Below are 21,391 nucleotides of genomic sequence, written 5' to 3'. Positions count from 1 at the left end.
CGCCGGTGAAATAGTCCTTGAACGGCACCATGCCCGCGTTGACGAACATCAGCGTGGGGTCGTTCTGGGGCACCAGGGGCGCGGAGTGGACCTTGGTGTGACCGTCGGCCGCGAAATAGTCGAGGAAGGTCGAACGGATCTGTTTCAGCGTGGTCATGGCGGGTCTTCTTCGGGGAGGCGGACGCGGGCGAACCGGCGTCATATAGGGGTTTTGTCCGCCGTGCATCACCCCCGGGCGTGACGACTGACGATCACGACTCGTCGGCAACCTCTTCGATCGCGGCGTCGTCTTCAGACAGGAGAGCGTCCAGCGCCTCGACGATCGCGTCGATCTGTTCGACGGAGGCCTTGAGCGTCAGCAGCGAGCCGCCGTCTCCGCCGATCTCCAGCAGGAAGCCGTCGTCGGTCTCGGCGAGATTGAACTGGGACAGGGTTTCGGCGACGTCGGCCATGGTGGGTCTCGCGGTTGGGGGAGGACATTCGAACGTCGCAGGTCGGTTTGGGTTCGCTGCTGACAGGACGTCATAGATCCAGATGCAGGAACTGGTTGAAGGCGCTGCGTTCGTAGTCGCTGAAGGCCTCGCCGTCGACGAAGCCGCGACGGCGATACAGCATCAGGGCGGGGTCGAACGCGGGGCCGGATCCGGTCTCCAGGCTGAGGCGGCGGTAGCCCAGGGTGCGGGCGGTGGCGATCAGGTGTTCCAGCAGGGCGGCGGCGACGCCGGTGCGCAAATGGTCGGGGTGGGTGCGCATGGACTTCAGCTCGGCGGTGCCGTCGGGCAGGGCCTTGAGCGCGCCGATGCCGGCGATGGCCTCGCCGCGCCAGGCGGTGAAGACGGTGATGTCGGGGGTCTGGAGGCCGGTCAGGTCTAGGGCGCGGACGTGGTCGGGCGGAGAGTTCGCGTGCATGCCGGCGAGATGGAGGGCCAGCAGGGCCCGGGTCTGGTCGTTGGTGAGGTCGTCGGGGCGGATGGTGAGGGCGGTCATCTGAACCTGCACATCCCGCTCATCCCGGCGAAAGCCGGAACCCAGTTCTTTCGTGACGCAGTGCGCTGGATATCCATCATCGAGCCCTATTGATGGCTGTCGCCCAAAGCACTGGGTCCCGGCTTTCGCCGGGATGAGCGGATTTCTGATTCACGATTTCCGGCATTCCATCAGCGGCTGGATCTTCTGGCCAAAGTCCTCGATGCCTCTCTCGAAGTCGTCGAAGGTCAGCAGCACCCCGGCCGTGCCCGGCACCGTGGCCACCTCATCCAGCATCCGGGCGATGGAGGCGTAGGAGCCGACGAGAGTGCCCATGTTCAGGTTCACCGCCGCCTTTTCGGCCGCGAGCTGTCTGGTGTTGGTGTCCTCACCGGTGTTCGCCGCCGCCTGACCGACCAGCCATTTCACGGCCTCCTTGTCGACGCCGTCTCGATAGAGTTCCCACTTGGCCATGGCGGCCTCGTCGGTATCGTCGGCGATGACCATGAACAGGATGTAGGCGGCGACGTCGCGGCCGGTCTTGGCCTTGGCGTCCATGAGCCGCTGGCTGACCGAGGCGAAGGCGGTCGGGGTGTTGGTGCCCATGCCCAGAGCGAACGAATAGTCGGCGTACTGGGCCGTGAATGCCAGGCCTTCGCCCGACGACCCGGCGCAGATCAGCTTGGTGTCGGTGGCCCGGGGGCTGACCCGACAGTCGGTCATGGTGAAATAGTCGCCCTTGAAGTTCGACACCCCGGTGTCGAACAGGTCGCGCAGAATCTGGGCGTATTCGGCCAGGTATTTGTAGCGATCCTTGTAGTGGCTGTCGCCGGGCCACAGGCCCATCTGGCTGTATTCGGCCTCGGCCCAGCCGGTGACCAGGTTGATGCCGAACCGGCCCGGCGCGATGGAATCGATGGTCGCGGCCATGCGGGCCACGATGGCGGGCGGCATGGTCAGGGTGGCGGCGGTGGCGAAGATCTTGATCCGCTCGGTGACGGCGGCGAGGCCCGCCATCAGGGTGAAGCTTTCCAGGCCGTGTTCCCAGAAGCCCGTCTTGCCGCCGAAGCCGCGCAGCTTGATCATCGACAGGGCGAAGTCGAGGCCGTAGCGATCGGCGGCCTGGACCACCGTCTTGTTGAGCTCGAACGACGGCATGTACTGCGGCGAGGTCTCCGAGATCAGCCAGCCGTTGTTGTTGATCGGAATGAAGACGCCAACTTCCATGAGGTGACCTTTCAGACGTCGCCGAGGAGGAAGGCGATCAGACGGGCATTGAAGACATCCGGAACCGTCGCCGTAAAGGCGTGACCGCCGTAAGGAACGACGGCGAGAGTCGCGTTCGGCAGTCCTTCGGCCAGTCGGCGCGACAGGCGCGGCGGTATCAGCATGTCGTCGGCGGAGGCGCTGATCAGGACAGGGTGTGGGATAGCGGACAGCCGGTCGTCGATGTCGAGGGCCAGCAGGGCGTCGATGCGGGCCAGCATGACGTCCGGGCGGGGAAAGTTCTCGACGTGGTGAGCGTCGCTGATCCTGAGCGCTGCGTCGTTCTCGCTGATCCAGTCTGGCGGATAGAGGAACAACGCTTGCGCCTCCACATAGGCGGCGGGGCCGAAGGCTTCGAGCAGGCGGGTGCGGGCGGAAAAGCAGCGGGCGACGTGGGCATCGGGCCGCGACCAGCCGTTGACGACGACGAGCCGATCCAGCCGGTCGGGGTGATCGAGCGCCAGTTGCAGCCCGGCGTTGCCGCCCGCCGCGTGGCCGACGAGGTGGGCGCGGTCTGTGTCGGTGGCGTCAAGGACGGTGACGATGTCCTGCGCCATCGCCGCGACGGAATGATCGGGCGTCAGGCTGCGGTCGCTGCGGCCCGTGCCGCGATGGTCGTAGAGGATGACGCGGAACCGCTCGGTCAGGGCCTGCATCTGGGGCGCCCAGAAGGCGGCCGAACCGCCGAGGCCTGCGGACAGGATGACGCTGGGCGAATCGGCCGGGCCGTCGTGGACCTCCCAGTACAGGCCGTCGGCGGTTCCGCTCGCCAAGGTCAGACGCGCTTGCCGATGTGGGCGATGGTCGCGATCTCGACCAGGAAGTCGGGCTTGACCAAGCCGCACTGGATGCAGAACCGGGCCGGCTTGTCGCCGGGAAAATACTCGGCATAGACCTTGTTCAGCGCGCCGTAGTGGGCCCAGTCGGACAGGAAGATGTGGTTCATGGTGACGTCGTCCATCGTCCCGCCGGCCGTCTCGATCACCGACTTGATGGTCTCCAGCACGATGCGGGTCTGGCCCTCGGCGTCGCCGACGCAGGCGACGTTGTTGTCCTTGTCGAAGGCCAGGGTGCCGGACACATAGACCACACCGTCGGCCAGGGTTCCGGGCGAGAAGGGAGCGATCGGAGTCTGGGTTCCGGGCGGGGTGATGACGGTCTTGGGCATGGTCAGGTCTCCTGTGAGTGGGGCGCGATCTGGCCCACGACGCCCTTGAAGTCGGCGACGCTGGAGACCCAGCCGAAGAAGGTTTCGATGTTGTAGAGCGCGGCCTGCTGCACGAACTCCGGCCCGGCCTGATGGGTGGCGTCCTCCAGCACGACGCCGAAATATTCGAGGAAGAAGCCGTCTCTCAGGGTCGATTCCACGCAGACGTTGGTGGCGATGCCGACGAACACCAGAGTGCGGATGCCGCGCGAGCGCAGCACGCTGTCGAGCTGGGAATTGAAGAAGGCGCTGTAGCGGCTCTTGTGCAGGCAGATGTCGCCGGGCTGAGGCTGCAATTCATCGACGAGCTCGTAGTCCCATGTCCCCCGCGCCAGCAGTGTGCCGCGCAGTTCAGGCCGGGCGCGCATGGTCTTGAGCGCATTGGACTTGTGCCAGTTCGGGGAGCCCGGTCCGCCCGCCTCGATATAGTCGGGGTCCCAGCCGTTCTGGAAATAGATGACCTGGACGCCGGCCGCCCGCGCGACCTCCAGAACGCCCCTGGTGTTGGCGATAACCCTGGCCGCACCCGAGATGTCGAACCCCGCGAGGTCCAGATAGCCCCCCGGCGAGGCGTAGGCGTTCTGCATGTCGATGACGATCACCGCCGTGGTCGCCGGATCGATCTGGAGCGGGTCGGGGCGGGCGGGAAGCGTGATCGTCGGCATTCGCCCACCATGACACACCAAGCGCGCGCGCCAAGCCCTTCGGCACCGCAGCAAGAGAGCGGATACCGCTAAGCCTTGTTCAATAAACCTGTGTCATGGCTGTCCGGTAGCCGGATTCTAGATGCCCAGATTCAGTCTTGTCCTTGTCGCTCTCTTGCTGGGCGTTTTGATCGGCGGTCCCGTCTGGGCCTCTGCTCCGCAGCGATCCCCGCGCGAGCTCGCGGCGGCCGTCGAGCGTCGTGCGGGTGCGACCAATTTCGCCAGCCTGGCCGCGTTCGGCGAGGCGGCGATGACCCGCAACGATCGCGAGGGGCTGAACCGGCTGTATCACGTGGCCTGGATCTTCCTGAACCAGGGGGATTTCGACAACGCCATCCTGTGGAACAGGCGGCTGGAGGCGGCGGCGCGGCGGCTGGACGACGGCCGCTATGTGATGATCGCCCACCTCAATGATCTGGCCGTCCGCTATGACCAGGGCGACGCGACGGCGGCGGGCCAGATGGCGGTCCTGGCGAATTCCGAGCGCGACTGGTTCACCCGCGCCCATGCGACGCGCTTGCACGCCCTGTCCCTGATCGACGAGGACCGGATCGGTGAGGCGCTCAAGATGCTGACCGAGGTCGATACCCTGATCCCCGAAGGTGACCGGTACGCCGCCACCGCCCATGCCGGGGTATGGGAAATGGTCGGGATGGGCCTGATGGACCTCAACGATTTCGATGGTGCCGCCACCGCCTTCGGCCGGTTCGAGATCGATTTCGCCGACCCGGCCTATCCGCGCCCCGATTTCGACAGTCTGTACAATCTTGCCCGGCTCGCGGCCCAGCTGGGCGATGCCGATCTGGCGCGTCAGTTCTATGCCTCGCACCACAGGCTGTCCGAGCGGGCCAACCTGCCCAGCCTGTCGACCTATGACGCCAATCTGTGCGCCATGGTGGCCCAGGCCGGTGACGACGCACGCGGCGTGCTGGACTGCCTGGAGCCCTATGGCCACGACCTGGGCGACGCGGCCTTTCTGGCGGGCAGCCTGCTGCCGATGCGGGCCATCGCCTATGCCCGCACGGGGCAGGTGGCCAAGGCCCAGGCCGATCTGGCCGAGATCCGCCGCCGAGAGGCCTCGGGCGCGTTCCGCGAGGACGGTGCGTCGAAACTGCCGCTGGTCGAGGCCGAGATCCTGTTCGCCCGGGGACAGTCCGCCGAGGCCTACCGAACCCTGCGCGCCTATGACCGGGCCGACGCCGAGCGGATCGCCCAGAGGTTCAGCGCCGGCATCCGCCAAGTCACCGGCGACATGCAGGAAAAGCTCGACGAACGCCGCGCCCAGCTGGAGACCGTGCGCGCCAACGCGAGCCTGCAACGCGACGTGATCCGGTCCCAGAACTGGATGTTCGGCATCGGCATTGTCTTCTTCCTGTTCGTCAGCGGGGCCATGGTCTGGCAGTTCCGACTGTCGGCCGACCTTCGCGCCGCGCGACGCCGCGCCGACCTGGCCAATCGATCCAAGAGCGAGTTCCTGGCCGATATGAGCCACGAGATCCGCACGCCCCTCAACGGCATCGTGGCCATGGCCGACACCCTGACCCGGTCGGTCCTGCCGCCGCGCGAGCAGGAGATGGTCGGGGTCATCCGGTCGTCGGGGATCACCCTGGAGCGGCTGTTGTCCGACATCCTCGACACGGCGCGGATCGAGTCCGGTCAGGTCACGATCGAGCCGATACCCTTCCACCTGGGCGAGGCTGTGCGCAGCATCGGCATGCTGTGGGGCCCGAAGGCGACCGAGAAGGGGGTCGATCTGGCGATCAACCTCGATCCGGCGCTGGACATCGCCGTGATCGGCGACCCGGTACGGTTCCGTCAGATCCTGACCAACCTGACCTCCAACGCCCTGAAGTTCACCGAGACCGGCTCGGTGCGTATCGAAGGCGCGCCGACCGGCGACGGCCGGATGCGGTTCACCGTCACCGACACCGGGGTCGGTTTCGACGACGCCCAGAAGGCCCGCATCTTCGCCCGCTTCCAGCAGGCGGACGGATCGATCACCCGCCGGTTCGGCGGCACGGGTCTGGGCCTGGCCATCTCGCGCGACCTGGCCGAACTGATGGGAGGGGCGCTGGATTGCCGCAGCCGGCCGGGCGAGGGGGCGAGCTTCTGGTTCGACATGCCGCTGGAGCCCGCGCCAGAAATGGCCCTGGCGGAGGCGACGGACGTCGTCGCCGACACCGACGCGCGTGGCCTGCGCATCCTTCTGGCCGACGACCATCCGGCCAACCGCAAGGTGGTCGAGATCATGCTGGGCGACAGCGGCGTCGACCTGACGATGGTCGAGGACGGACAGCAGGCGCTGGACGTCTTCACCGTCGAGCCCTTCGATCTGGTGCTGATGGACATGCAGATGCCGGTGATGGACGGCCTGTCCGCCACCCGCGCCATCCGTGCGCTGGAGGCCGGAACGGGGCGGGCGCGCACCCCGGTCGTCATGCTGACCGCCAATGCCCTGGCCGAACACGTCGCGGCGGGCAGGGAGGCCGGCGCCGACGGCCACCTGGCCAAACCCATCACCCTGGCCACCCTGTTCGCCGCGATCGAGGCGGCGATGGGGGCGGGGGATGATGGGGCGGAGGCGCAGCCGCACTCGCAGGCGGCCTGACGTCACAGGCTTCGGCGAGCGGCGTTCGTCGTCACTGGGCAAGCCGCCCCGCCGCTGCAAACGATTGGACAGCAGACGAGCTGACACTGTTTGACGGTCTGCCTTGACTTGATCTGTTCCGACCAATCACTGTTTCCGGGGCATTGGGAGCTAACAATGAGGCAGCTACTTCTCGCTTTCGCAGCCCTCGTTCTTTCGTCCTGCTCGACGCCGCCTGCCCCTGTCGAAAGGCAGATCCGCGTGGAAACCGTCAGGCTTGAGCCGACCGGAGAGCTTTCGCTCAGGGCTGGGGACTATGTCGATGTCTCGGGCTTTGGCTTTCTTATTGGCTTTGAAAATGATGCCGCCGATCTTTCAACTCCCAATTCAGTGACGTGGGGTATTGGATTCCGGAACTATTGCCGCAACCGTGACAGTTGGGTTCAGTCCGTGGTTGTCGGTCCCTCGGGACAGGTTTGGCGCGGCTATCGCGTTTTCGTTCCTGCGGGGCCAGACCATCCACAGTACTGGTCCAGCGGTGGTAGCGGGAGCGATGCTTACGGCGGGCCCGCCACTCCGGGACTTCTGGAAGCGGCCACTCAGGGCGGTCGCTTCATCCTTGCGATTGAGGACGACGAGGGTCAGCGCTGGAACAGCGTAGCAATCGAGACGCTCACGCCGACAGCGAGGAATCAGCTCTTCGCCGCGCAACCCGCAGCCAAGCCACGCAAGACGGAGATGTTGGTGACAGCCGCGGCTCCGCCGGTGGCGTCCGGACCTCGTCGATCCTGTCCTTGAGAAACGGTGGGGCAACATCAGATGTTGCTCGGCTAGTAAGGACTTCCTTGATCTGCGTCCCGTCCGCCACCCAACGCTGAACTTCCGCGCATCTGCCTTGCGGTCGTCAGACGTGATCGGGAGTAGCTGATATCAGCCCCGGCCCAGCCGCCGCCTCGCCGCCCCCGCCACGTCCGCCACGATCAGGTCCATCAGGCTCCAGGGCTCGATGAAGTAGCGGCGGAACAGACGTTTGGGGTCGGCGGTGACGCGGTACAGCCATTCGATGCCCATCCGGCCCATCCAGCGCGGGGCGGCCTTCTGCGCGCCGGCCTCGTAGTCGAAGGCGGCGCCGACGGAGAAGATGACGCAATCGGGCAGGGCGTCGAGGTTCTGCTGGATCCACAGTTCCTGGCGCGGCATGCCCATGCCGACGAACAGGATGTGGGGCTGGAACAGGGCGGCCTGGTCCAGCACGTCCTGATTGCCGTCCGCGCCCGGCGTCATGTCGAAGAAGCCGTCGCGTACCGAGATGCGGGCGCGGGGATAGCGGGCCAGCAGGCGGTCGCGGGCCACCTCGACGACGTCTGCCGCGCCGCCGACGTACATGACCCGCCAGCCGTTCCGGTTGACCAGGCTCCAGAAATGGTCGCGCCAGTCCAGATAGGTGCAGCGGTGGAAGGGCCGGCTGTTCAGGCCCAGGGCGCGGGCGAAATGCACCAGGGGAGTGGAGTCCAGCTCGATCAGGTCGGCCCGCTCGTAGAAGGCGCGCATCTCCGGGACCCGGCGCATCAGGGCCAGGCTGTTCAGATTATGGTTGGCGACGATGGCTTTCTTCTTTTCCAGGATCCAGCGCTGCATGTGATGCAGCACCTCCTCGGGCTTCACCAGGTCGATGGGCTGGCCCAGCAGCACGATCCGCTCGTCGGTGCGGCGGGCCTTTCGGAAGTTCGGGCGCGAGTCGTCTCTGCGGTCCGGTCCGGTGCGGGCGGCGATGAATGTGGAACTGTCGGCCATGGCTGGACTGTGCGCCATCAGGCCTCAACGCCCGGTCATCAGACAGGCTTAACGAAGGCCTGAGGTTTCATCGCGTCAGATGGGGTTTCCTCATGCGCCGCGGAACGGCAGAGGAGGATCGACCCCGGAGCCTGTCTTGAAACCCATCGCCATCCTGGAGACTGGAAAGCCGCCCGCCGACCTGGCGGACTCGTTCGACGACTATCCGGCACGGTTCCGCGCCCTGCTGGGCGAGGGGGTACCGACGGTGCGGTTCGACGTCCAGGCGGGGCGGTTGCCGGACGATCCGGCCGCGTTCCAGGGGGCGATCGTCACGGGCTCGGCGGCCGGGGTCTATGACGACCTGCCGTGGATCGAACCCTTGCTGGACTGGCTGCGCGCGGCGCGGGGCAGGACGCGGCTGGTCGGCATCTGTTTCGGGCATCAGGCCATGGCGCAGGCCTTCGGCGGACGGGTCGAGAAGTCGGATCGCGGCTGGGGCGTCGGCTCGCATCGCTATGAGGTCCATTCACAGGAGCCGTGGATGTTCCCCCGCTCGAGAGCGATCACCATCGCCGTGTCGCACCAGGATCAGGTGATCGAGCCTCCGGCCGACGCGCGGGTCATCGCGTCCAGTGCCTTCACCCCCTATGCGTCCCTGGCCTGGGACCGTCACGAGGGCGAGCCGGCCGTGTCTTTCCAGTGCCATCCGGAATTCCAGCCCGAGTACGCCGCCGCCCTAGTCCGCCAGAGACGCGGCCATCGCATCCCCGAGGCGCTCGCCGACGAGGCGCTGGATACCCTGGCGCGACCCAATGACCGGGCCGTTCTGACCGCCTGGATCCGCGCCTTTCTGATGGTCACGCCGCCGCCGGTCGAGGACGACGGCAGTGGCATCTGATATGCAGGGGGCGGCGTCGGAGGCCCCCGAATGAAACAGATCACCCTTGCATCCATCCTGCTGCTCGCGCTCGGCGCGGCGGCCTGTGGCACCACGGCGGCCCGGCCGGGGGCGGGGTCAGCGCCGTCCGCGCCCCTGGCCTCCAACGAGGACTGCGCAGTCCTGGCCGTAGCGCTGGAGCTGTTCGACCGGCCCCACGACGGGTCGGGCCTGGCGGTCATGGAGGTTGCCCAACTGGAGACGCCGTCGTTCCAGCCGCAACGGCCGGAACAGCGTGCGAGCGGCCCGATCTCGATGCGGTCCTGTCCGCTGACCGAGGTGCGGCTGGTCAACACCGGACCGGCGGTCCAGCTTTGGCGACCCGAGATTCACGACGATACGGTGCTGGTCGCCTATCGTGCCACCCCGACCGACACCGTCATCCATGCCGTGCTGGAGCGTACGACCGAGGGCGGCTGGCGGCACAAGGGCGCCTTGCTCGGCTCACGCTGAGATCTGAGTTGGGGGTGGCGGCCCAACATTCCCGACAGTTTGCGGTATCGGGGAGGTCGGGCCGCCGGTCGCCGGGGGACCAGCGACAGTCTCCACTAAGCCATACTGCAACGCTGTCGCAAAGACCTATCGCCCTGACCTACCATGACAATCGGATCATCGTCGTCGTAGCCGGGGAAAAGCGTCAGACGGCCTGTAAGCCGGGTTCTGTCCCGATCCGAAGACCGGTGACGATCATTCCTCTGGACCGACCATTGCTGGTCGGTTCTCGCGACCTACCCGGACGTCTCGGGCGGTGAACCCTGCGCGGGCGAACCCGTGCGCGACGTCCCTATTCGGTCTTGCTCCAGGCGGGGCTTGCCATGCCGTTCCTGTTGCCAGGCCCGCGGTGGGCTCTTACCCCACCCTTTCACCCTTACCGGTCCCGCAGGTCCGGAGGTTTGCTTTCTGTGGCGCTATCCCTCGGGTCGCCCCGGGCGGGCGTTACCCGCCGCCTTCTCACCGTGGAGCCCGGACTTTCCTCGACAGGGGCAAGCCCCCGCCGCGACCGCCCGGCCGTCTGACGCAGCGGCTTGTGGAGCAGGGGGGGCGGAGGGTCAACCGCGAGGTGTGCGAGATGCATGTTTGTGGTAGGGTGGAGCCATGGCCGAGCCCGCTGCACATCCGCTGTCGGAACATCCTTTCGAGACGCCGTCCGATCGGGAGGCGCGGCTGTCATGGGAGCGTAAGCGCATCGCTGAAGGGGACGCCGACTTCGCTGCGGGTCGCGTCATCGGTGGTGAAGAGGCCCTAGACTGGCTCGATCGATGGGCGGCCGGCGAGGAACTGGAAGATCCGGCTATCGCCTGAATGCCTGAGTATTTGGTCTTCTTCTCCGCGCGAGCGCGTCGGGACCTTAACGCCGCGCAGAGATGGCTCACGCAGCCCGGCAGTGGGCTGAAAGCCAGACTCAAGGTCGTTCGCATCGGTCGCGCGTTGACAGAGCTTCAGTTCAGGCCTGACCGTTGGCCTGTCGGGGCTCATCCCGGAGTTCGTCAGCGGGTCGTCGAAGGCCATGTGATCGTCTATCGGATCGACGAGACGGCGATGCAGGTCCGTATCATCCGTGTGTTCGGTCCCTTTCAAGATCGTTCGATCTTGTGACGATGTCGTGCGCAATGCGCCAAGGAAGCCCCATGAGATCGATGACCGTCACCGCGTTCATGGCCGCTGCGTTGATCCTTTCGGCTTGCGCGACCACGATACCCTGGGACGGTGGATATGCCCCGCTTCAACCGGGCATGACCAAGGGCCAAGTCGAAATGGCTTTTGGATCGCCAACGCGCAGTTTTCTCGACGCCGACGGCAATACGGTGTGGGTCTACGAGAAGGCCGGTGCGCCTTCGGACGCAGTCGTGTCGTCAACAGAACTCATCATACGCTTTGCTGGAGATCGGGTCATGAACTCCAGCCACTCAACCTCGACCACAAACACGACGACGACCTTCAACCCTTGAGCCCTAGTTCAGCACGCCCGTGACGCTCTCGGCCGTCGCCAGTTGCAGCACCCCCATCAGGGTCGCGCGCGTCTCCCCGTCCGCGACGCCGTCCACTCGGCTCTGACGCCAGTGGCGCTGGAAGGCGCGGACGGTGGTGGCGGTGTCCTCGTCATAGGTGGATCCGGGCTGGAGGCCATAGCCCAGCCGATGCAGGCCGGCGCGCAGCACGACCACGCCGATGCCCTCGTCGCCGACCTGAAGGAAGCCACCCAGCGCCGCGATGCGTTCGGCGGCAGGTTCGAACCACAGGCCGTGTCCGGCCCCGGCCAAAGCCTTCCACGGAAACAGTTCGCCGGGGTCCTCCTTGCGGTCGGGGGCCAGGTCCGAGTGGGCGATGATGCGGGCGTCGGGGATAGACCAGCGGGTGCGGATGTCGTCGATCAGGGTGATGACCGCCGCGACCTGGGCGTCGGGAAAGGCGCGGTAGCCGAACTCATGGCCCGGGTTGACGATCTCTATGCCGATTGAGGCGGCGTTGACGTCGGTCTCGCCCTGCCAGACGCCACGGCCCGCGTGCCAGGCGCGGCGCTCCTCAGGGACGAGTGAAAAGATGCGGCCGTCCTCCTCGACGACATAGTGGGCCGAGACGCCGGCTTCGGGGTCGCGCAGACGGGCCAGGGCGGCTTCGCTGGTCTGCATGCCGGTGTAGTGCAGCACCAGGATGTCGGGGGGCGCGCGCCGCTGGTCGAAATTGGGGGAGGGCGCGTCGATCAGGTCGAGCGGCATCGTGTGCCGGCGCGGCTTTAGCGGCCGGGCCGCTCCCAGCCATAGGCGACCCAGGTGTCGCCGACCTTCTGGGCCTCGATGACGTCGTCGTCGCGGCGGCGTTGCACGGTCACCTTGCGACGGGTCCGCATGGCGAAGCCGGCAAAGAAGACCAGGATGCTGGCGATCAGGGCGATGACCGCCACGGCTGCGGCGGTGAACACGGCAAGGATCGCTCCGACGGTCAGGGCCGCCACCGTCGCGATCAGTCCCGCCAGCCACAGAAGCGGCGCGAGCACACCCCCGTTCGAGCGGCGGGCGTTGAAACCGAGGGAGGCGACGCGATCCTGGGTCATGCTGGTCCTTGGCGGCCGGGGCCTTGAGGCGCGATGGATCACGCCTCAGGGCTCAATGTCGGTCGAATGACGCCTATCGTCAAGGAACAGGCCGTTCACGGAACGGTGCGCCCTTGTCGCAGGTGCCGGAACGATCCTCAGGGCAGGGGCTGATCGGCGAGGACCACGGCCCCCGACGACCGCATCCGCTCGGCGTCCACCCGTTGCAGCATGGCCTGGGCCTGGGGGTCGGCCATGACGCCGCCGATGGCGACAAGGGCGTGGGCGGCCTCGCTGGAGACGCCGAAGGCTGACGACAGGGCCTCCCACGGCGATTCGGCCTCCGGGAACCGCTTGTAGCGGACCGACCGGTCGACCGGGATGCGAGCCAGCTCGCGGGCCTTGGAGATGGCCTCGGTCACCCCGCCCAGTTGATCGACCAGGCCCAGGGTCTTGGCCTGGGCACCGGTCCAGACGCGGCCGCGTGCGATCTCGCGCACCCGGGCCACGGGCAGGCGACGACCGGTCGAAACACGGGTCACGAACTCCTCATAGGTCTTGTCCATCGAGGCCGAGAAGGCGGCGCGCTGGGCCGGGGTGAAGGATTCGGTCGAGGAGAAGGCGTCGGCGTACTGGCCGCCGACCGAGATGCCTCGCACATCCACACCGAACCGGGCCAAGGCGTCGGCGATGACGAACTTGCCGCCGAACACGCCGATCGATCCTGTGATGGTCGAGGGCTGGGCCACGATCCAGTCGGCCTCTGAACTGATCCAGTAGCCGCCTGAGGCCGCGTATTCGCCCATGGAGACGACGACCGGCTTGCCGGCCTTTCGCGCGGCGCGGACGGCGGCCAGGATCTGTTCGGACGCCTCGGGCGAACCGCCGGGCGAGGAGACGCGGAAGACGATGGCCTTCACGTCCTTGTCCTCGATCGCGTCATAGATGGCCTTGGCCGTGACGTCGGAGTGGATGGACGAGCCGCCGCCGAAGCCGGTGGAGCCACCGCGTCCGGTCACGATCGCACCCTCGCCGCCCACGATGGCGATGGCGTCGCTGCCCGACCCGGTGCGTTCGCCTTGCGACGACGCATAGTCGTCGAACTCCAGGATGTCGGCGTTGTTGCCCGCGCGGCGTTTGGCCTCGGCCTCGGCCTCCTCGGCCTGGCCGATCTTGTCGATCAGCTTGAGCGAAAGGGCCTGCTGGGCGGTATAGGGGCCGGCCTCGATCGTGGTCTGCAGGGCCGGAACCGCCGTCTTGCGGTCATTGGCGATGCTGGCCAGGGCGGCGTCATAGATGGAGGTCATCCAGGCTGTCATCGCCTCGCGATGCGGCTCGGTGAAGTTGGACTGGGTGAACTGGTTGACGGCGTTCTTGTACTCGTAGCGCTGCTCGAAATCGGCGCGGACGCCGTATTTGTCGAAGGCCCGACCCAGGAACATCTCTTCGGATGCCAGGCCCGAGACCTGGAAGGACGCGGTGTTCTGCATCCACAGCTCGGAGGCGGCGGCGCCGACCATATAGCTGGAGATCACCGTGCCGACGGGCGAGAAGCCTTGCGAATGGGCGATGACCGGCTTGCCGGCGGTGCGGAAGCGGCGGATCGCCTGACGGACCTCGTCGGCGGCGGCCGGAGTCACGCCGCCCTCGGGCAGGCGCACCAGCAGGACCTTGATGTGGTCGTCCTTCTCGGCCTGGGCCAGGGTGTCGACGATCTTCATGGTCGACAGGCCGGACCCGCCGAAGATGGCGAACGGATCGGTCGGGGCCTGGTCGGTCAGCCCCTCGCGCAGGTCCAGTTCCAGAACGGCATTGGCCGGGGTCGCGGGCTTGGAGGACGAGGCGGCCGCGGCGCTGATCAGCACGATCGGCACCACCACCAGGAACAGCACCAGTCCGGTGAAGACCCCGAGCACGGTCAGGAAGAACTGTTTCATGGGCGTCTGGCGGTCCGTCGAGGACCGGCGTGGCCTCGACGGCGACCATAGTGCGCGCGCGGTCGCGGTCAAATGAAGGTCTCTTCACGCGCGAGCGAATTCATCGCGCCTTCGCTGCATTGCAGCAACGCGATTGATGGGGACCGCGTAAGTCCCTATATGAGCCGTCTGCGAGCGGGGGCCCACGCCCCGCGTCACGATTGGGACGACAAGCCTATGCTGGTCACCCTGATGAAGGCCAAACTTCACCGCGCGACGGTGACCCAGGCCGATCTGGACTACGAAGGCTCGATCGCCATCGACGGCGATCTGCTGGATGCTGCGGGCATCTTTCCGCACGAACAGGTCGATGTGCTGAACATTACCAACGGCGCGCGGTTCACCACCTATGCGATCGAGGCCCCGCGCGGCTCGCGAACCTTCGGCGTCAACGGTGCAGCGGCGCGTCTGGTCCAGAAGAACGACAGGATCATCGTCGTGACCTATGGCCAGATGCCCGAGGAAGAGGCCCGCCAGTGGTCGCCGACCGTGGTGCTCCTGGACGACCAGAACGCGATCAAGCGCGCGGCCTGATCGCTTTCATCCCAGGATGACGGGTCGGGGAATGGGCGCTAAAGCCCTCCCATGAGCGACGTGACCACCGACCCCCTGGCCCTCAAGAAGGCCGAGACCCGCGCCTGGTTCGAGGTGTTGCGCGACCGCATCCATACGGGTCTGGAGGCGCTGGAGGACGCTGCGCCCGCCGATCTGTTTCCCGGCGAACCCGGCCGGTTCGTGCGCACGCCGTGGACCCGCGCAGAAGGCGGCGGCGGGGTCATGGGGATGATGCACGGCCGGTTGTTCGAGAAGGTCGGGGTCCACTGTTCGACGGTCCACGGGACCTTTCCGGCCGACTACGCCAAGGGTGTTCCCGGTGCGGCCGAGGATCCGCGGTTCTTCGCCACCGGGATCAGCCTGATCGCCCATCCGTGGAGCCCGCGGATTCCGGCGGTCCACATGAACACCCGCTTCATCGCAACGACGCGGAGCTGGTTCGGGGGAGGGGCGGATCTGACGCCCGTGCTGGACGTCGACCGCCATCAGGACGCGCCGGACGCCGTTGCATTCCATGCGGCGATGAAGGCCGCCTGCGATCCGCATGACCCGACCTATCATCCCAAGTTCAAGGCGTGGTGCGACGAGTATTTCTGGCTGCCGCATCGCAATGAGCCGCGCGGCATCGGCGGCATCTTCTACGACCATCACGACAGTGGCGACCACGACGCCGACTTCGCCTTCACCCGCGACGTCGGGACGGCGTTTCTGGACATCTATTCCTCCATCGTTGCGCGGCGGATGGTCGAGCCGTGGACGGCGCAGGAGCGTCAGGAGCAGCTGGTGCGGCGCGGCCGCTACGTCGAATTCAACCTGCTCTACGACCGCGGCACCATGTTCGGACTGAAGACCGGAGGAAATGTGGATTCAATCCTCAGTTCCATGCCGCCGACCGTCGCCTGGCCCTGAAGGGCGGCTTTTCCACCGTCAATGATCGGTTAACGCCTTGGGCGGAAAGGGGACCAGCGATGCACCCACAGCCTGTTAATACTTATGACGTTCTTTGTATGTTCCGGTTGTGAACTGTCTAGGGCGTCGAAATCTTCTCAATCGTGGTTAAAACGCGTCAACCATCCCATTGAGACCCAGTTCATCCCATGCTATCCCAGATCGGTGATCCGGGGGTGATCGGCGTCGTCTGACGCCTTGGCAATCAGGGGCGAGCCGACAGGTTCGAGTGGGCTTAGGTTGTTTCGTCAGACCTACGAGAAACAGCTGGATGGCAAGCGCCGCCTCCTGATCCCGCAGGACTACCGCACCGCCGACAACGGCGCAGAGACCGCTGTCTTCCTGTTTCCCTCCATCGAAGCCGACTGCCTGGAGGCGGGCGGCGACCGTCTGCTGGCCACCCTGACCGACATGATCCAGGACCTGCCGTTCGGCTCGGCCGAGCGTTCGGCGCTGGAGTGGCAGGTGATGGGCGAGCAGACGCGGCTGGCCTTCGATGCCGGTGGGCGCATCACCCTGCCCGAGAGCCTGTGCGCCGAGGCCGGTCTGGGCGAGGACGTCGTCATCGTCGGCCTGGGCGATCGGTTCCAGATCTGGAACAAGGCGGCCCACGCCGCGCGCCGGGCCGAACAGCGCGCCCTGGCCAAGGCCTCGATGGCCCAGATCGGCGCCCAGAAGCTGGCGGCCCAGATGAAACGGGCGGAGGGCGTATGACGCCGCCGCATGCTCCTGTCCTGCTGGCCGAGGTGATCGAGGCCCTGTCGCCACAACCCGGCGACGTTGTGATCGACGCCACCTTCGGCGCGGGCGGCTATACACGGGCGATCCTGGCGACAGGGGCCGAGGTCATCGGCCTGGATCGCGACCCGACGGTGCAGCCTCATGCGGATGCCGTCGCCAACGACTTCCCCGGCAAATTTAGACTGGTGCGGACCCCGTTCTCGGGTCTGGCCGAAGCTTTCGAGACGACCGGCAAATCCCGGCTCGACGGTGCCGTGTTCGACATCGGCGTCTCGTCGATGCAGCTGGATCAGGCCGAGCGCGGCTTTTCCTTCATGCGCGACGGCCCGCTGGACATGCGGATGTCGAGCGAGGGCCAGAGCGCAGCCGACATCGTCAATGGTTATGACCACGGCCCGCTGGCGCATCTGATCAAACTGTACGGCGAGGAGCGTCAGTCGGGGCGGATCGCCACCGCCATCCTTCGTCGTCGCCAGGTCGAGCCCTTTACTCGGACGCTGGATCTGGCTGAGGTGGTCGAGAAGGCTCTGGGCGGACGGCGCGGGGCTCCGACCCATCCAGCGACGCGGACGTTCCAGGCGCTGCGCATCGCGGTCAACGACGAGTTGGGCGAGCTGGAAGCCGGACTGGCGGCGGCTGAAGGCGCGCTGGCGCCTGGCGGGCGTCTGGCGGTCGTGACCTTCCACTCGCTGGAAGACCGGATCGTGAAGGCCTTCTTCACCGAGCGTAGCGGCAATGCGCCGGGTGGTTCGCGCCACGCGCCGGTCACGATCGAGACCCGCAAACCGTCCTTCACCCTTCTGTTCAAGGGCGCGCGCGAGGCCGGCGACGCGGAATGCGCGGCCAACCCCCGGGCCCGATCGGCCAAGCTGCGCGCCGGTGTCCGCACCGACGCCCCTGTGTGGAGGGCCGCCGCATGACCGCGTACGGACCCCGGTCGAACCCTGTGCAGCGTCTGTTCGACTGGAAGGTGCGCGGTATCCGCTGGATCGAGATCATCGGCGGGGTCTGCGTCGCCGCCATGGTCTTCTCTGTCTATGTCGCCAAGACCGCCGCCGCCCGCGAAAGCACCGAGATCGGTCGGCTGGAGGACGAGATCTCCGAAACCCGGCAGCGGGTCCGGCTGCTGCGCGCCGAGATTTCACGCCTGGAACAGCCCAGCCGTCTGGAGGCCCTGTCGCATGCGGCGGGCCTCGCTCCCGTGGATGTCCATCGCCAGGCGAGCGAGAGCCAACTGACCTCGCTGAAGCCTGCGGTCGTTCCTCCCGCCGCAGTCACGGCACCTGTCGTCGAGGAAGCGGTCCCCGTCGTCCCGTCCGTGCCTCGCGAGACCGACGAGGTGGCGCAGTGAGCGTTCAGGATCATCGCGGTCATTTCCGTCCGACCCCCGGCGCCGAGCCGATCGGCCGGGCCCTGTCGCCGTGGCTGCGTTGGGCGGCGTCGGCCGTCTGGTGGGTCGAGCATGCCTTCGAGCGTGCCCGCGCCGACGCCCGGCCGGAAGAAGACACCCGCGTCCGCATCTTCCTGGTCATGGCGGTGTTCTCGGTCGTGTTCGTCGGGCTCGGTATCGGTGCCGTCCACGCCGCCCTGTTCGTCGAGAAGAGCGGGGTCGGTTCGGCCGGCAATCCCGACGCCCTTATCCGCGCCGACCTGGTCGATCGCAACGGCGTTCTGCTGGCTACCAACATCACTCACTACGGCCTCTATATCGATCCGGCCGAGGTCTGGGACCGGGCCCTGGCGATCCGTGAACTGCGTCGGGCCCTGCCGCGCATCAAGTCGGACAGGCTGAGAACGGTGCTGTTCGGCGAGCGTCGCGCCCTGGTCGCCCAGAGCCTGACACCATCCGAGCGTGCCGCCGTCCACGCCCTGGCCCTGGGGGGCATCTCGTTCGAGCCCGAGGATCGCCGCGTCTATCCGATGGATCAGTCGGCGACCTTCGTGATCGGCCAGGCTGACAGCGGTGGCATGGGCATCACCGGTGCCGAACTGGCCTTTAACGACGAGATACGCGCGGCCGGAGCCGTCAGCCGCGACTTCCCCCTGTCGATCGACCTTCGCGTCCAGGGCGTGCTGGAAAACGAACTCTACGCCGCCGCCCGCGAGAACGGCTCCAAGGGCGCCGTCGGGATCATCGCCGACACCTCGACCGGCGAGGTCCTGGGCATGGCCAGCTATCCGCAGGACAGTCAGGTCAACCGGGCCGTGGCCTCGGTCTACGAGATGGGGTCGGTGTTCAAGACCTTCACCATCGCCGCCGCCGTCGACACCGGCCGGGCCGACATGAACACCATGATCGACGCGTCCAAGGCCTATATGATCGGCAACCGGGCCATCAAGGACTTCCACGCCACCAACCGTGTGCTGTCGCTGGAAGAGGTCTATCTGCACTCGTCCAACATCGGCACGACGCAACTGGCCGTCGGCATGGGCGGCGACGTGATGCGGGACTATTTCACCCGCTTCGGCCTGCTGGCCAAGGCACCGATAGAGTTGCGTGAATCGGCCCGTCCGATCCGCCCGCGCGAGTGGTCCGACACCACCCTGGCGTCCCTGTCCTTCGGCTACGGCATCTCGATCACCCCGGCCCAGATGTCGGCGGCCATGGGGGCCCTGACCAACGGCGGCCGCTACGTCCCGCTGAGCCTGAGGAAGGGCGGCGCGCCCAATGTCGAGCCGCGCCGGGTGATCTCGGAACAGACCTCCCTGACCATGCTGGACCTGATGCGGAGGAACGTCGTCAACGGGTCGGGCACCCGCGCCGATGCGCCCGGTCTGAGGGTCGGCGGCAAGACAGGGTCGGCCAACAAGCTGGTCAACGGTCGCTATCAGGCCAGCCATGCGGTCGGCACCTTCGCCGCCGTCTTCCCGACCGACGGGCCGATCAACACGCGGCGCTATTCGATCCTGATCCTGATGGACGAGCCCCAGACCTATCCGCGCACCGGCGGCTTCGTCGCCGCGCCCGCCGTGGGCCGGATCGCCGCCCGAATCGCGCCCTTCCTGGGTGTCCAGCGCGGTGCAGACGCCTGGCGCGACGCGTTGGGCGAAAAGGTCCCCGCGCTCGAGGACGTGGAGGGCGATGGACGATGAGCGCCATCCACCTGTCCGACCTGCTGCGCCGCGATCTGTCGTCTGACCCGGTCATCACGGGGGTCACCGCCGATAGCCGCAAGGTCGCGCCGGGCTCGCTGTTCGTCGCCCTGCCGGGCAGTGTCGCCGACGGTCGCGCCTTCATCCCCCAGGCCCTGGCCCAGGGTGCCGCCGCTGTCCTGGCACCCGTCGATACGCCGGAAGGCTCCGCGCCCGTCCTCGTCACCTCGGGCGACGTGCGCCGGGCCTATGCGCTGGCGGCGCGCAGCTTTTACGGTGCCCAGCCGTCGACCTGCGTTGCCGTCACCGGCACCAACGGCAAGACGTCTGTCGCCACCTTCTGTCGCCAGATCTGGGCGTCCCTGGGCCTCAAGTCCGCCAGCATGGGCACCCTGGGCGTCGTCGGCCAGAAGGGCGACAAGACCTACACATTGACCGGCGCGGGTCTGACCAGCCCTGATGCCGCCGACGCCGCGCGGCTAATGGCGGAACTGGCCGCCAAGGGGGTCACCCACCTGGCCCTGGAGGCGTCGTCGCACGGCGTGGATCAGCGGCGGCTGGACGGGGTTTCGCTGAAGGCGGCGGGGTTCACCAACCTGACCCAGGACCACCTCGACTATCACGGCACGATGGAGTCCTATCGCAACGCCAAGTTGCGGCTGTTCGAGACCCTGCTGGCGCGCGGCCGGACTGCCGTGCTCAACGCGGACTCGGATCACTATTCCAGCTTCGCCTCGGCCAGCATCATGTCGGGCTTGGGCATCATGGGCGTAGGCCAGCGCGGCCGCGACCTGGCCCTGATCGCACGGACGGCGACGCCCGAGGGCCAGCGCCTTCAGATCGATGTGCGCGGTCAGGTTCATGACATCCTGCTCCCGCTCGCCGGAGCGTTCCAGGCCTCGAACGCCCTGGTCGCGGCGGGACTGTGTATCGCGGCGGGCGAAAGCGCCGACCGGGTTCTGGGTGCGCTCGAAGGGCTGACCGGCGCGACGGGCCGGTTGCAGCGCGTTGCCGGGGGCGACAGGGGCGGTGAGGTCTATGTCGACTATGCCCACACGCCCGACGGGCTCGAGACTGTGCTGAGCGCGCTTCGGCCCCATGCGACGGGCCGGCTGATCGTGGTGTTCGGCGCGGGCGGCGACCGGGACCGGGGCAAGCGTCCCCTGATGGGTGCCATCGCGGGAAGGCTGGCCGATGTCGCCATCGTCACCGACGACAATCCGCGCTCCGAGAAGGCCTCGGCGATCCGCGCTGACGTCCGCAAAGGCTGCCCCGACGCGCTCGAGATCGGCGACCGCCGCGAAGCGATCCGCCACGCGATTTCGACGATGCGCGACGGAGATGTGGTGGTCATCGCCGGAAAAGGGCATGAGCAGGGTCAGATCGTCGCCGGAGTGACCCACCCCTTCGACGACGCCACCGAAGCCGCCGAAGCGATGATGTTCGAGACCGAGAATGGATAGACAGCGCGGTCCTTCCCCCCTTGCGGGGGAAGGTGGCAGCCGGAGGCTGACGGATGGGGGGTGTGCTTCGCACCGTTCGATGCTCGGAGTGAGCGACGTCCTGAGTTCGACACCAAGTTTTACCCCCCATCCGTCTCGCTC

General features: G+C 67.1%; 25 protein-coding genes and 1 other RNA gene. 14 read left to right on the top strand and 12 right to left on the bottom strand.

Annotated elements, in window-relative coordinates; translation table 11 throughout:
• From JHC99_RS03495 to rutB, 7 genes are all read right to left on the bottom strand, one after another.
• On the bottom strand, window positions 1-157 hold a 157-nt coding region (locus tag JHC99_RS03495; RefSeq protein WP_292152075.1), incomplete at its 3' end, for an alanine--tRNA ligase-related protein.
• Window positions 158-251: 94 nt separating this feature from the next.
• On the bottom strand, window positions 252-452 hold the full coding sequence (locus JHC99_RS03490) for a hypothetical protein (protein ID WP_292152073.1): 201 nt from the start codon (window positions 450-452) through the stop codon (window positions 252-254).
• A gap of 70 nt (window positions 453-522) precedes the next feature.
• On the bottom strand, window positions 523-987 hold the full coding sequence (locus JHC99_RS03485) for a GNAT family N-acetyltransferase (protein WP_292152072.1): 465 nt from the start codon (window positions 985-987) through the stop codon (window positions 523-525).
• A gap of 150 nt (window positions 988-1,137) precedes the next feature.
• The gene (gene rutA, locus JHC99_RS03480) at window positions 1,138-2,193 is read right to left on the bottom strand and encodes a pyrimidine utilization protein A (protein ID WP_292152071.1); all 1,056 of its coding nucleotides are present in this window, start codon (window positions 2,191-2,193) and stop codon (window positions 1,138-1,140) included.
• 11 nt (window positions 2,194-2,204) lie between these two features.
• Window positions 2,205-3,005, bottom strand: coding sequence for a pyrimidine utilization protein D (rutD, locus tag JHC99_RS03475; RefSeq protein ID WP_292152070.1), 801 nt, complete (start codon window positions 3,003-3,005; stop codon window positions 2,205-2,207).
• Between the two features lie 2 nt (window positions 3,006-3,007).
• Window positions 3,008-3,400, bottom strand: coding sequence for a pyrimidine utilization protein C (rutC, locus tag JHC99_RS03470; protein WP_292152069.1), 393 nt, complete (start codon window positions 3,398-3,400; stop codon window positions 3,008-3,010).
• Between the two features lie 2 nt (window positions 3,401-3,402).
• Complete coding sequence (gene rutB / locus JHC99_RS03465) at window positions 3,403-4,104, bottom strand: pyrimidine utilization protein B (protein ID WP_292152068.1); 702 nt, start codon at window positions 4,102-4,104, stop codon at window positions 3,403-3,405.
• A gap of 121 nt (window positions 4,105-4,225) precedes the next feature.
• Here rutB and JHC99_RS03460 point away from each other — a divergent pair, with 121 nt between their 5' ends.
• Both JHC99_RS03460 and JHC99_RS03455 read left to right on the top strand, forming a co-directional pair.
• Window positions 4,226-6,751: an ATP-binding protein gene (locus tag JHC99_RS03460; protein ID WP_292152067.1), complete on the top strand. Its 2,526-nt coding sequence runs from the start codon at window positions 4,226-4,228 to the stop codon at window positions 6,749-6,751.
• A 156-nt stretch (window positions 6,752-6,907) separates the two neighbouring features.
• Entirely contained in the window at window positions 6,908-7,528 is a 621-nt protein-coding gene (locus JHC99_RS03455) for a hypothetical protein (protein WP_292152066.1), read from the top strand.
• 132 nt (window positions 7,529-7,660) lie between these two features.
• Here JHC99_RS03455 and JHC99_RS03450 read toward each other — a convergent pair whose 3' ends face one another.
• Window positions 7,661-8,542, bottom strand: coding sequence for a WecB/TagA/CpsF family glycosyltransferase (locus tag JHC99_RS03450; protein ID WP_292152065.1), 882 nt, complete (start codon window positions 8,540-8,542; stop codon window positions 7,661-7,663).
• A gap of 118 nt (window positions 8,543-8,660) precedes the next feature.
• Here JHC99_RS03450 and JHC99_RS03445 point away from each other — a divergent pair, with 118 nt between their 5' ends.
• Together JHC99_RS03445 and JHC99_RS03440 are read left to right on the top strand one after the other, a co-directional pair.
• The gene (locus JHC99_RS03445; protein ID WP_292152064.1) at window positions 8,661-9,404 is read left to right on the top strand and encodes a type 1 glutamine amidotransferase; all 744 of its coding nucleotides are present in this window, start codon (window positions 8,661-8,663) and stop codon (window positions 9,402-9,404) included.
• A 30-nt stretch (window positions 9,405-9,434) separates the two neighbouring features.
• On the top strand, window positions 9,435-9,896 hold the full coding sequence (locus JHC99_RS03440) for a hypothetical protein (protein ID WP_292152063.1): 462 nt from the start codon (window positions 9,435-9,437) through the stop codon (window positions 9,894-9,896).
• A gap of 180 nt (window positions 9,897-10,076) precedes the next feature.
• Here JHC99_RS03440 and rnpB read toward each other — a convergent pair.
• An RNA gene (gene rnpB, locus JHC99_RS03435) (RNase P RNA component class A) lies at window positions 10,077-10,459 on the bottom strand.
• Window positions 10,460-10,538: 79 nt separating this feature from the next.
• On the opposite strand from rnpB, the gene JHC99_RS03430 reads away from it, so the two are divergent.
• From JHC99_RS03430 to bamE, 3 genes are read left to right on the top strand one after another with little or no spacing between them, the layout of a single operon-like run.
• Window positions 10,539-10,745, top strand: coding sequence for an antitoxin (locus tag JHC99_RS03430; RefSeq protein WP_292152062.1), 207 nt, complete (start codon window positions 10,539-10,541; stop codon window positions 10,743-10,745).
• Window positions 10,746-11,039, top strand: a complete 294-nt coding sequence (locus JHC99_RS03425; RefSeq protein WP_292152061.1) for a type II toxin-antitoxin system RelE/ParE family toxin — start codon at window positions 10,746-10,748, stop codon at window positions 11,037-11,039.
• Between the two features lie 32 nt (window positions 11,040-11,071).
• The gene (bamE, locus tag JHC99_RS03420; RefSeq protein WP_292152060.1) at window positions 11,072-11,392 is read left to right on the top strand and encodes an outer membrane protein assembly factor BamE; all 321 of its coding nucleotides are present in this window, start codon (window positions 11,072-11,074) and stop codon (window positions 11,390-11,392) included.
• A gap of 3 nt (window positions 11,393-11,395) precedes the next feature.
• On the opposite strand, the gene JHC99_RS03415 is transcribed toward bamE, so the two are convergent.
• The 3 genes from JHC99_RS03415 to sppA all read right to left on the bottom strand — a co-directional run bounded on the left by JHC99_RS03415 (window position 11,396) and on the right by sppA (window position 14,411).
• The gene (locus JHC99_RS03415; protein ID WP_292152059.1) at window positions 11,396-12,160 is read right to left on the bottom strand and encodes an N-acetylmuramoyl-L-alanine amidase; all 765 of its coding nucleotides are present in this window, start codon (window positions 12,158-12,160) and stop codon (window positions 11,396-11,398) included.
• Between the two features lie 17 nt (window positions 12,161-12,177).
• A complete protein-coding gene (locus JHC99_RS03410) occupies window positions 12,178-12,495 on the bottom strand; it encodes a hypothetical protein (RefSeq protein WP_292152058.1) in 318 nt (105 codons plus the stop codon).
• A gap of 137 nt (window positions 12,496-12,632) precedes the next feature.
• Window positions 12,633-14,411, bottom strand: coding sequence for a signal peptide peptidase SppA (gene sppA / locus JHC99_RS03405; RefSeq protein WP_292152057.1), 1,779 nt, complete (start codon window positions 14,409-14,411; stop codon window positions 12,633-12,635).
• Window positions 14,412-14,627: 216 nt separating this feature from the next.
• Between sppA and panD the strand changes: the two genes are divergently transcribed.
• From panD to JHC99_RS03370, 7 genes are all read left to right on the top strand, one after another.
• The gene (gene panD / locus JHC99_RS03400; protein WP_292152074.1) at window positions 14,628-14,984 is read left to right on the top strand and encodes an aspartate 1-decarboxylase; all 357 of its coding nucleotides are present in this window, start codon (window positions 14,628-14,630) and stop codon (window positions 14,982-14,984) included.
• A gap of 51 nt (window positions 14,985-15,035) precedes the next feature.
• Window positions 15,036-15,914, top strand: a complete 879-nt coding sequence (hemF, locus tag JHC99_RS03395; RefSeq protein ID WP_292152056.1) for an oxygen-dependent coproporphyrinogen oxidase — start codon at window positions 15,036-15,038, stop codon at window positions 15,912-15,914.
• A gap of 279 nt (window positions 15,915-16,193) precedes the next feature.
• Window positions 16,194-16,667, top strand: a complete 474-nt coding sequence (locus JHC99_RS03390) for a division/cell wall cluster transcriptional repressor MraZ (protein ID WP_292152055.1) — start codon at window positions 16,194-16,196, stop codon at window positions 16,665-16,667.
• The gene (gene rsmH, locus JHC99_RS03385) at window positions 16,664-17,614 is read left to right on the top strand and encodes a 16S rRNA (cytosine(1402)-N(4))-methyltransferase RsmH (protein ID WP_292152054.1); all 951 of its coding nucleotides are present in this window, start codon (window positions 16,664-16,666) and stop codon (window positions 17,612-17,614) included. Before JHC99_RS03390 ends, rsmH begins: the two co-directional genes overlap by 4 nt.
• The gene (locus tag JHC99_RS03380) at window positions 17,611-18,045 is read left to right on the top strand and encodes a cell division protein (RefSeq protein WP_292152053.1); all 435 of its coding nucleotides are present in this window, start codon (window positions 17,611-17,613) and stop codon (window positions 18,043-18,045) included. Before rsmH ends, JHC99_RS03380 begins: the two co-directional genes overlap by 4 nt.
• Window positions 18,042-19,787, top strand: a complete 1,746-nt coding sequence (locus JHC99_RS03375) for a penicillin-binding protein 2 (RefSeq protein ID WP_292152052.1) — start codon at window positions 18,042-18,044, stop codon at window positions 19,785-19,787. Before JHC99_RS03380 ends, JHC99_RS03375 begins: the two co-directional genes overlap by 4 nt.
• Complete coding sequence (locus JHC99_RS03370) at window positions 19,784-21,250, top strand: UDP-N-acetylmuramoyl-L-alanyl-D-glutamate--2,6-diaminopimelate ligase (protein WP_292152051.1); 1,467 nt, start codon at window positions 19,784-19,786, stop codon at window positions 21,248-21,250. Before JHC99_RS03375 ends, JHC99_RS03370 begins: the two co-directional genes overlap by 4 nt.
• Window positions 21,251-21,391 lie beyond the last annotated feature (141 nt).

It is taken from the genome of Brevundimonas sp. (assembly GCF_016463485.1).
Classification (GTDB): Bacteria; Pseudomonadota; Alphaproteobacteria; order Caulobacterales; family Caulobacteraceae; genus Brevundimonas.
The sequence above is the reverse complement of the archived record's forward strand: the minus strand, read 5'-3'. Positions and strand labels throughout refer to the sequence as shown.

Bases quoted from the DNA above. Each gene is read 5' to 3' on its own strand.
- panD (WP_292152074.1), top strand. From the start codon at position 14,628: ATGCTGGTCACCCTGATGAAGGCCAAACTTCACCGCGCGACGGTGACC.
- JHC99_RS03415 (WP_292152059.1), bottom strand. From the start codon at position 12,160: ATGCCGCTCGACCTGATCGACGCGCCCTCCCCCAATTTCGACCAGCGG.
- rutC (WP_292152069.1), bottom strand. From the start codon at position 3,400: ATGCCCAAGACCGTCATCACCCCGCCCGGAACCCAGACTCCGATCGCT.
- JHC99_RS03490 (WP_292152073.1), bottom strand. From the start codon at position 452: ATGGCCGACGTCGCCGAAACCCTGTCCCAGTTCAATCTCGCCGAGACC.
- rutA (WP_292152071.1), bottom strand. From the start codon at position 2,193: ATGGAAGTTGGCGTCTTCATTCCGATCAACAACAACGGCTGGCTGATC.
- JHC99_RS03485 (WP_292152072.1), bottom strand. From the start codon at position 987: ATGACCGCCCTCACCATCCGCCCCGACGACCTCACCAACGACCAGACC.
- JHC99_RS03380 (WP_292152053.1), top strand. From the start codon at position 17,611: ATGACCGCGTACGGACCCCGGTCGAACCCTGTGCAGCGTCTGTTCGAC.
- hemF (WP_292152056.1), top strand. From the start codon at position 15,036: ATGAGCGACGTGACCACCGACCCCCTGGCCCTCAAGAAGGCCGAGACC.
- JHC99_RS03410 (WP_292152058.1), bottom strand. From the start codon at position 12,495: ATGACCCAGGATCGCGTCGCCTCCCTCGGTTTCAACGCCCGCCGCTCG.
- JHC99_RS03450 (WP_292152065.1), bottom strand. From the start codon at position 8,542: ATGGCGCACAGTCCAGCCATGGCCGACAGTTCCACATTCATCGCCGCC.
- JHC99_RS03370 (WP_292152051.1), top strand. From the start codon at position 19,784: ATGAGCGCCATCCACCTGTCCGACCTGCTGCGCCGCGATCTGTCGTCT.
- JHC99_RS03425 (WP_292152061.1), top strand. From the start codon at position 10,746: ATGCCTGAGTATTTGGTCTTCTTCTCCGCGCGAGCGCGTCGGGACCTT.
- JHC99_RS03430 (WP_292152062.1), top strand. From the start codon at position 10,539: ATGGCCGAGCCCGCTGCACATCCGCTGTCGGAACATCCTTTCGAGACG.
- JHC99_RS03440 (WP_292152063.1), top strand. From the start codon at position 9,435: ATGAAACAGATCACCCTTGCATCCATCCTGCTGCTCGCGCTCGGCGCG.
- JHC99_RS03455 (WP_292152066.1), top strand. From the start codon at position 6,908: ATGAGGCAGCTACTTCTCGCTTTCGCAGCCCTCGTTCTTTCGTCCTGC.
- bamE (WP_292152060.1), top strand. From the start codon at position 11,072: ATGAGATCGATGACCGTCACCGCGTTCATGGCCGCTGCGTTGATCCTT.
- rutB (WP_292152068.1), bottom strand. From the start codon at position 4,104: ATGCCGACGATCACGCTTCCCGCCCGCCCCGACCCGCTCCAGATCGAT.
- rsmH (WP_292152054.1), top strand. From the start codon at position 16,664: ATGACGCCGCCGCATGCTCCTGTCCTGCTGGCCGAGGTGATCGAGGCC.
- JHC99_RS03460 (WP_292152067.1), top strand. From the start codon at position 4,226: ATGCCCAGATTCAGTCTTGTCCTTGTCGCTCTCTTGCTGGGCGTTTTG.
- sppA (WP_292152057.1), bottom strand. From the start codon at position 14,411: ATGAAACAGTTCTTCCTGACCGTGCTCGGGGTCTTCACCGGACTGGTG.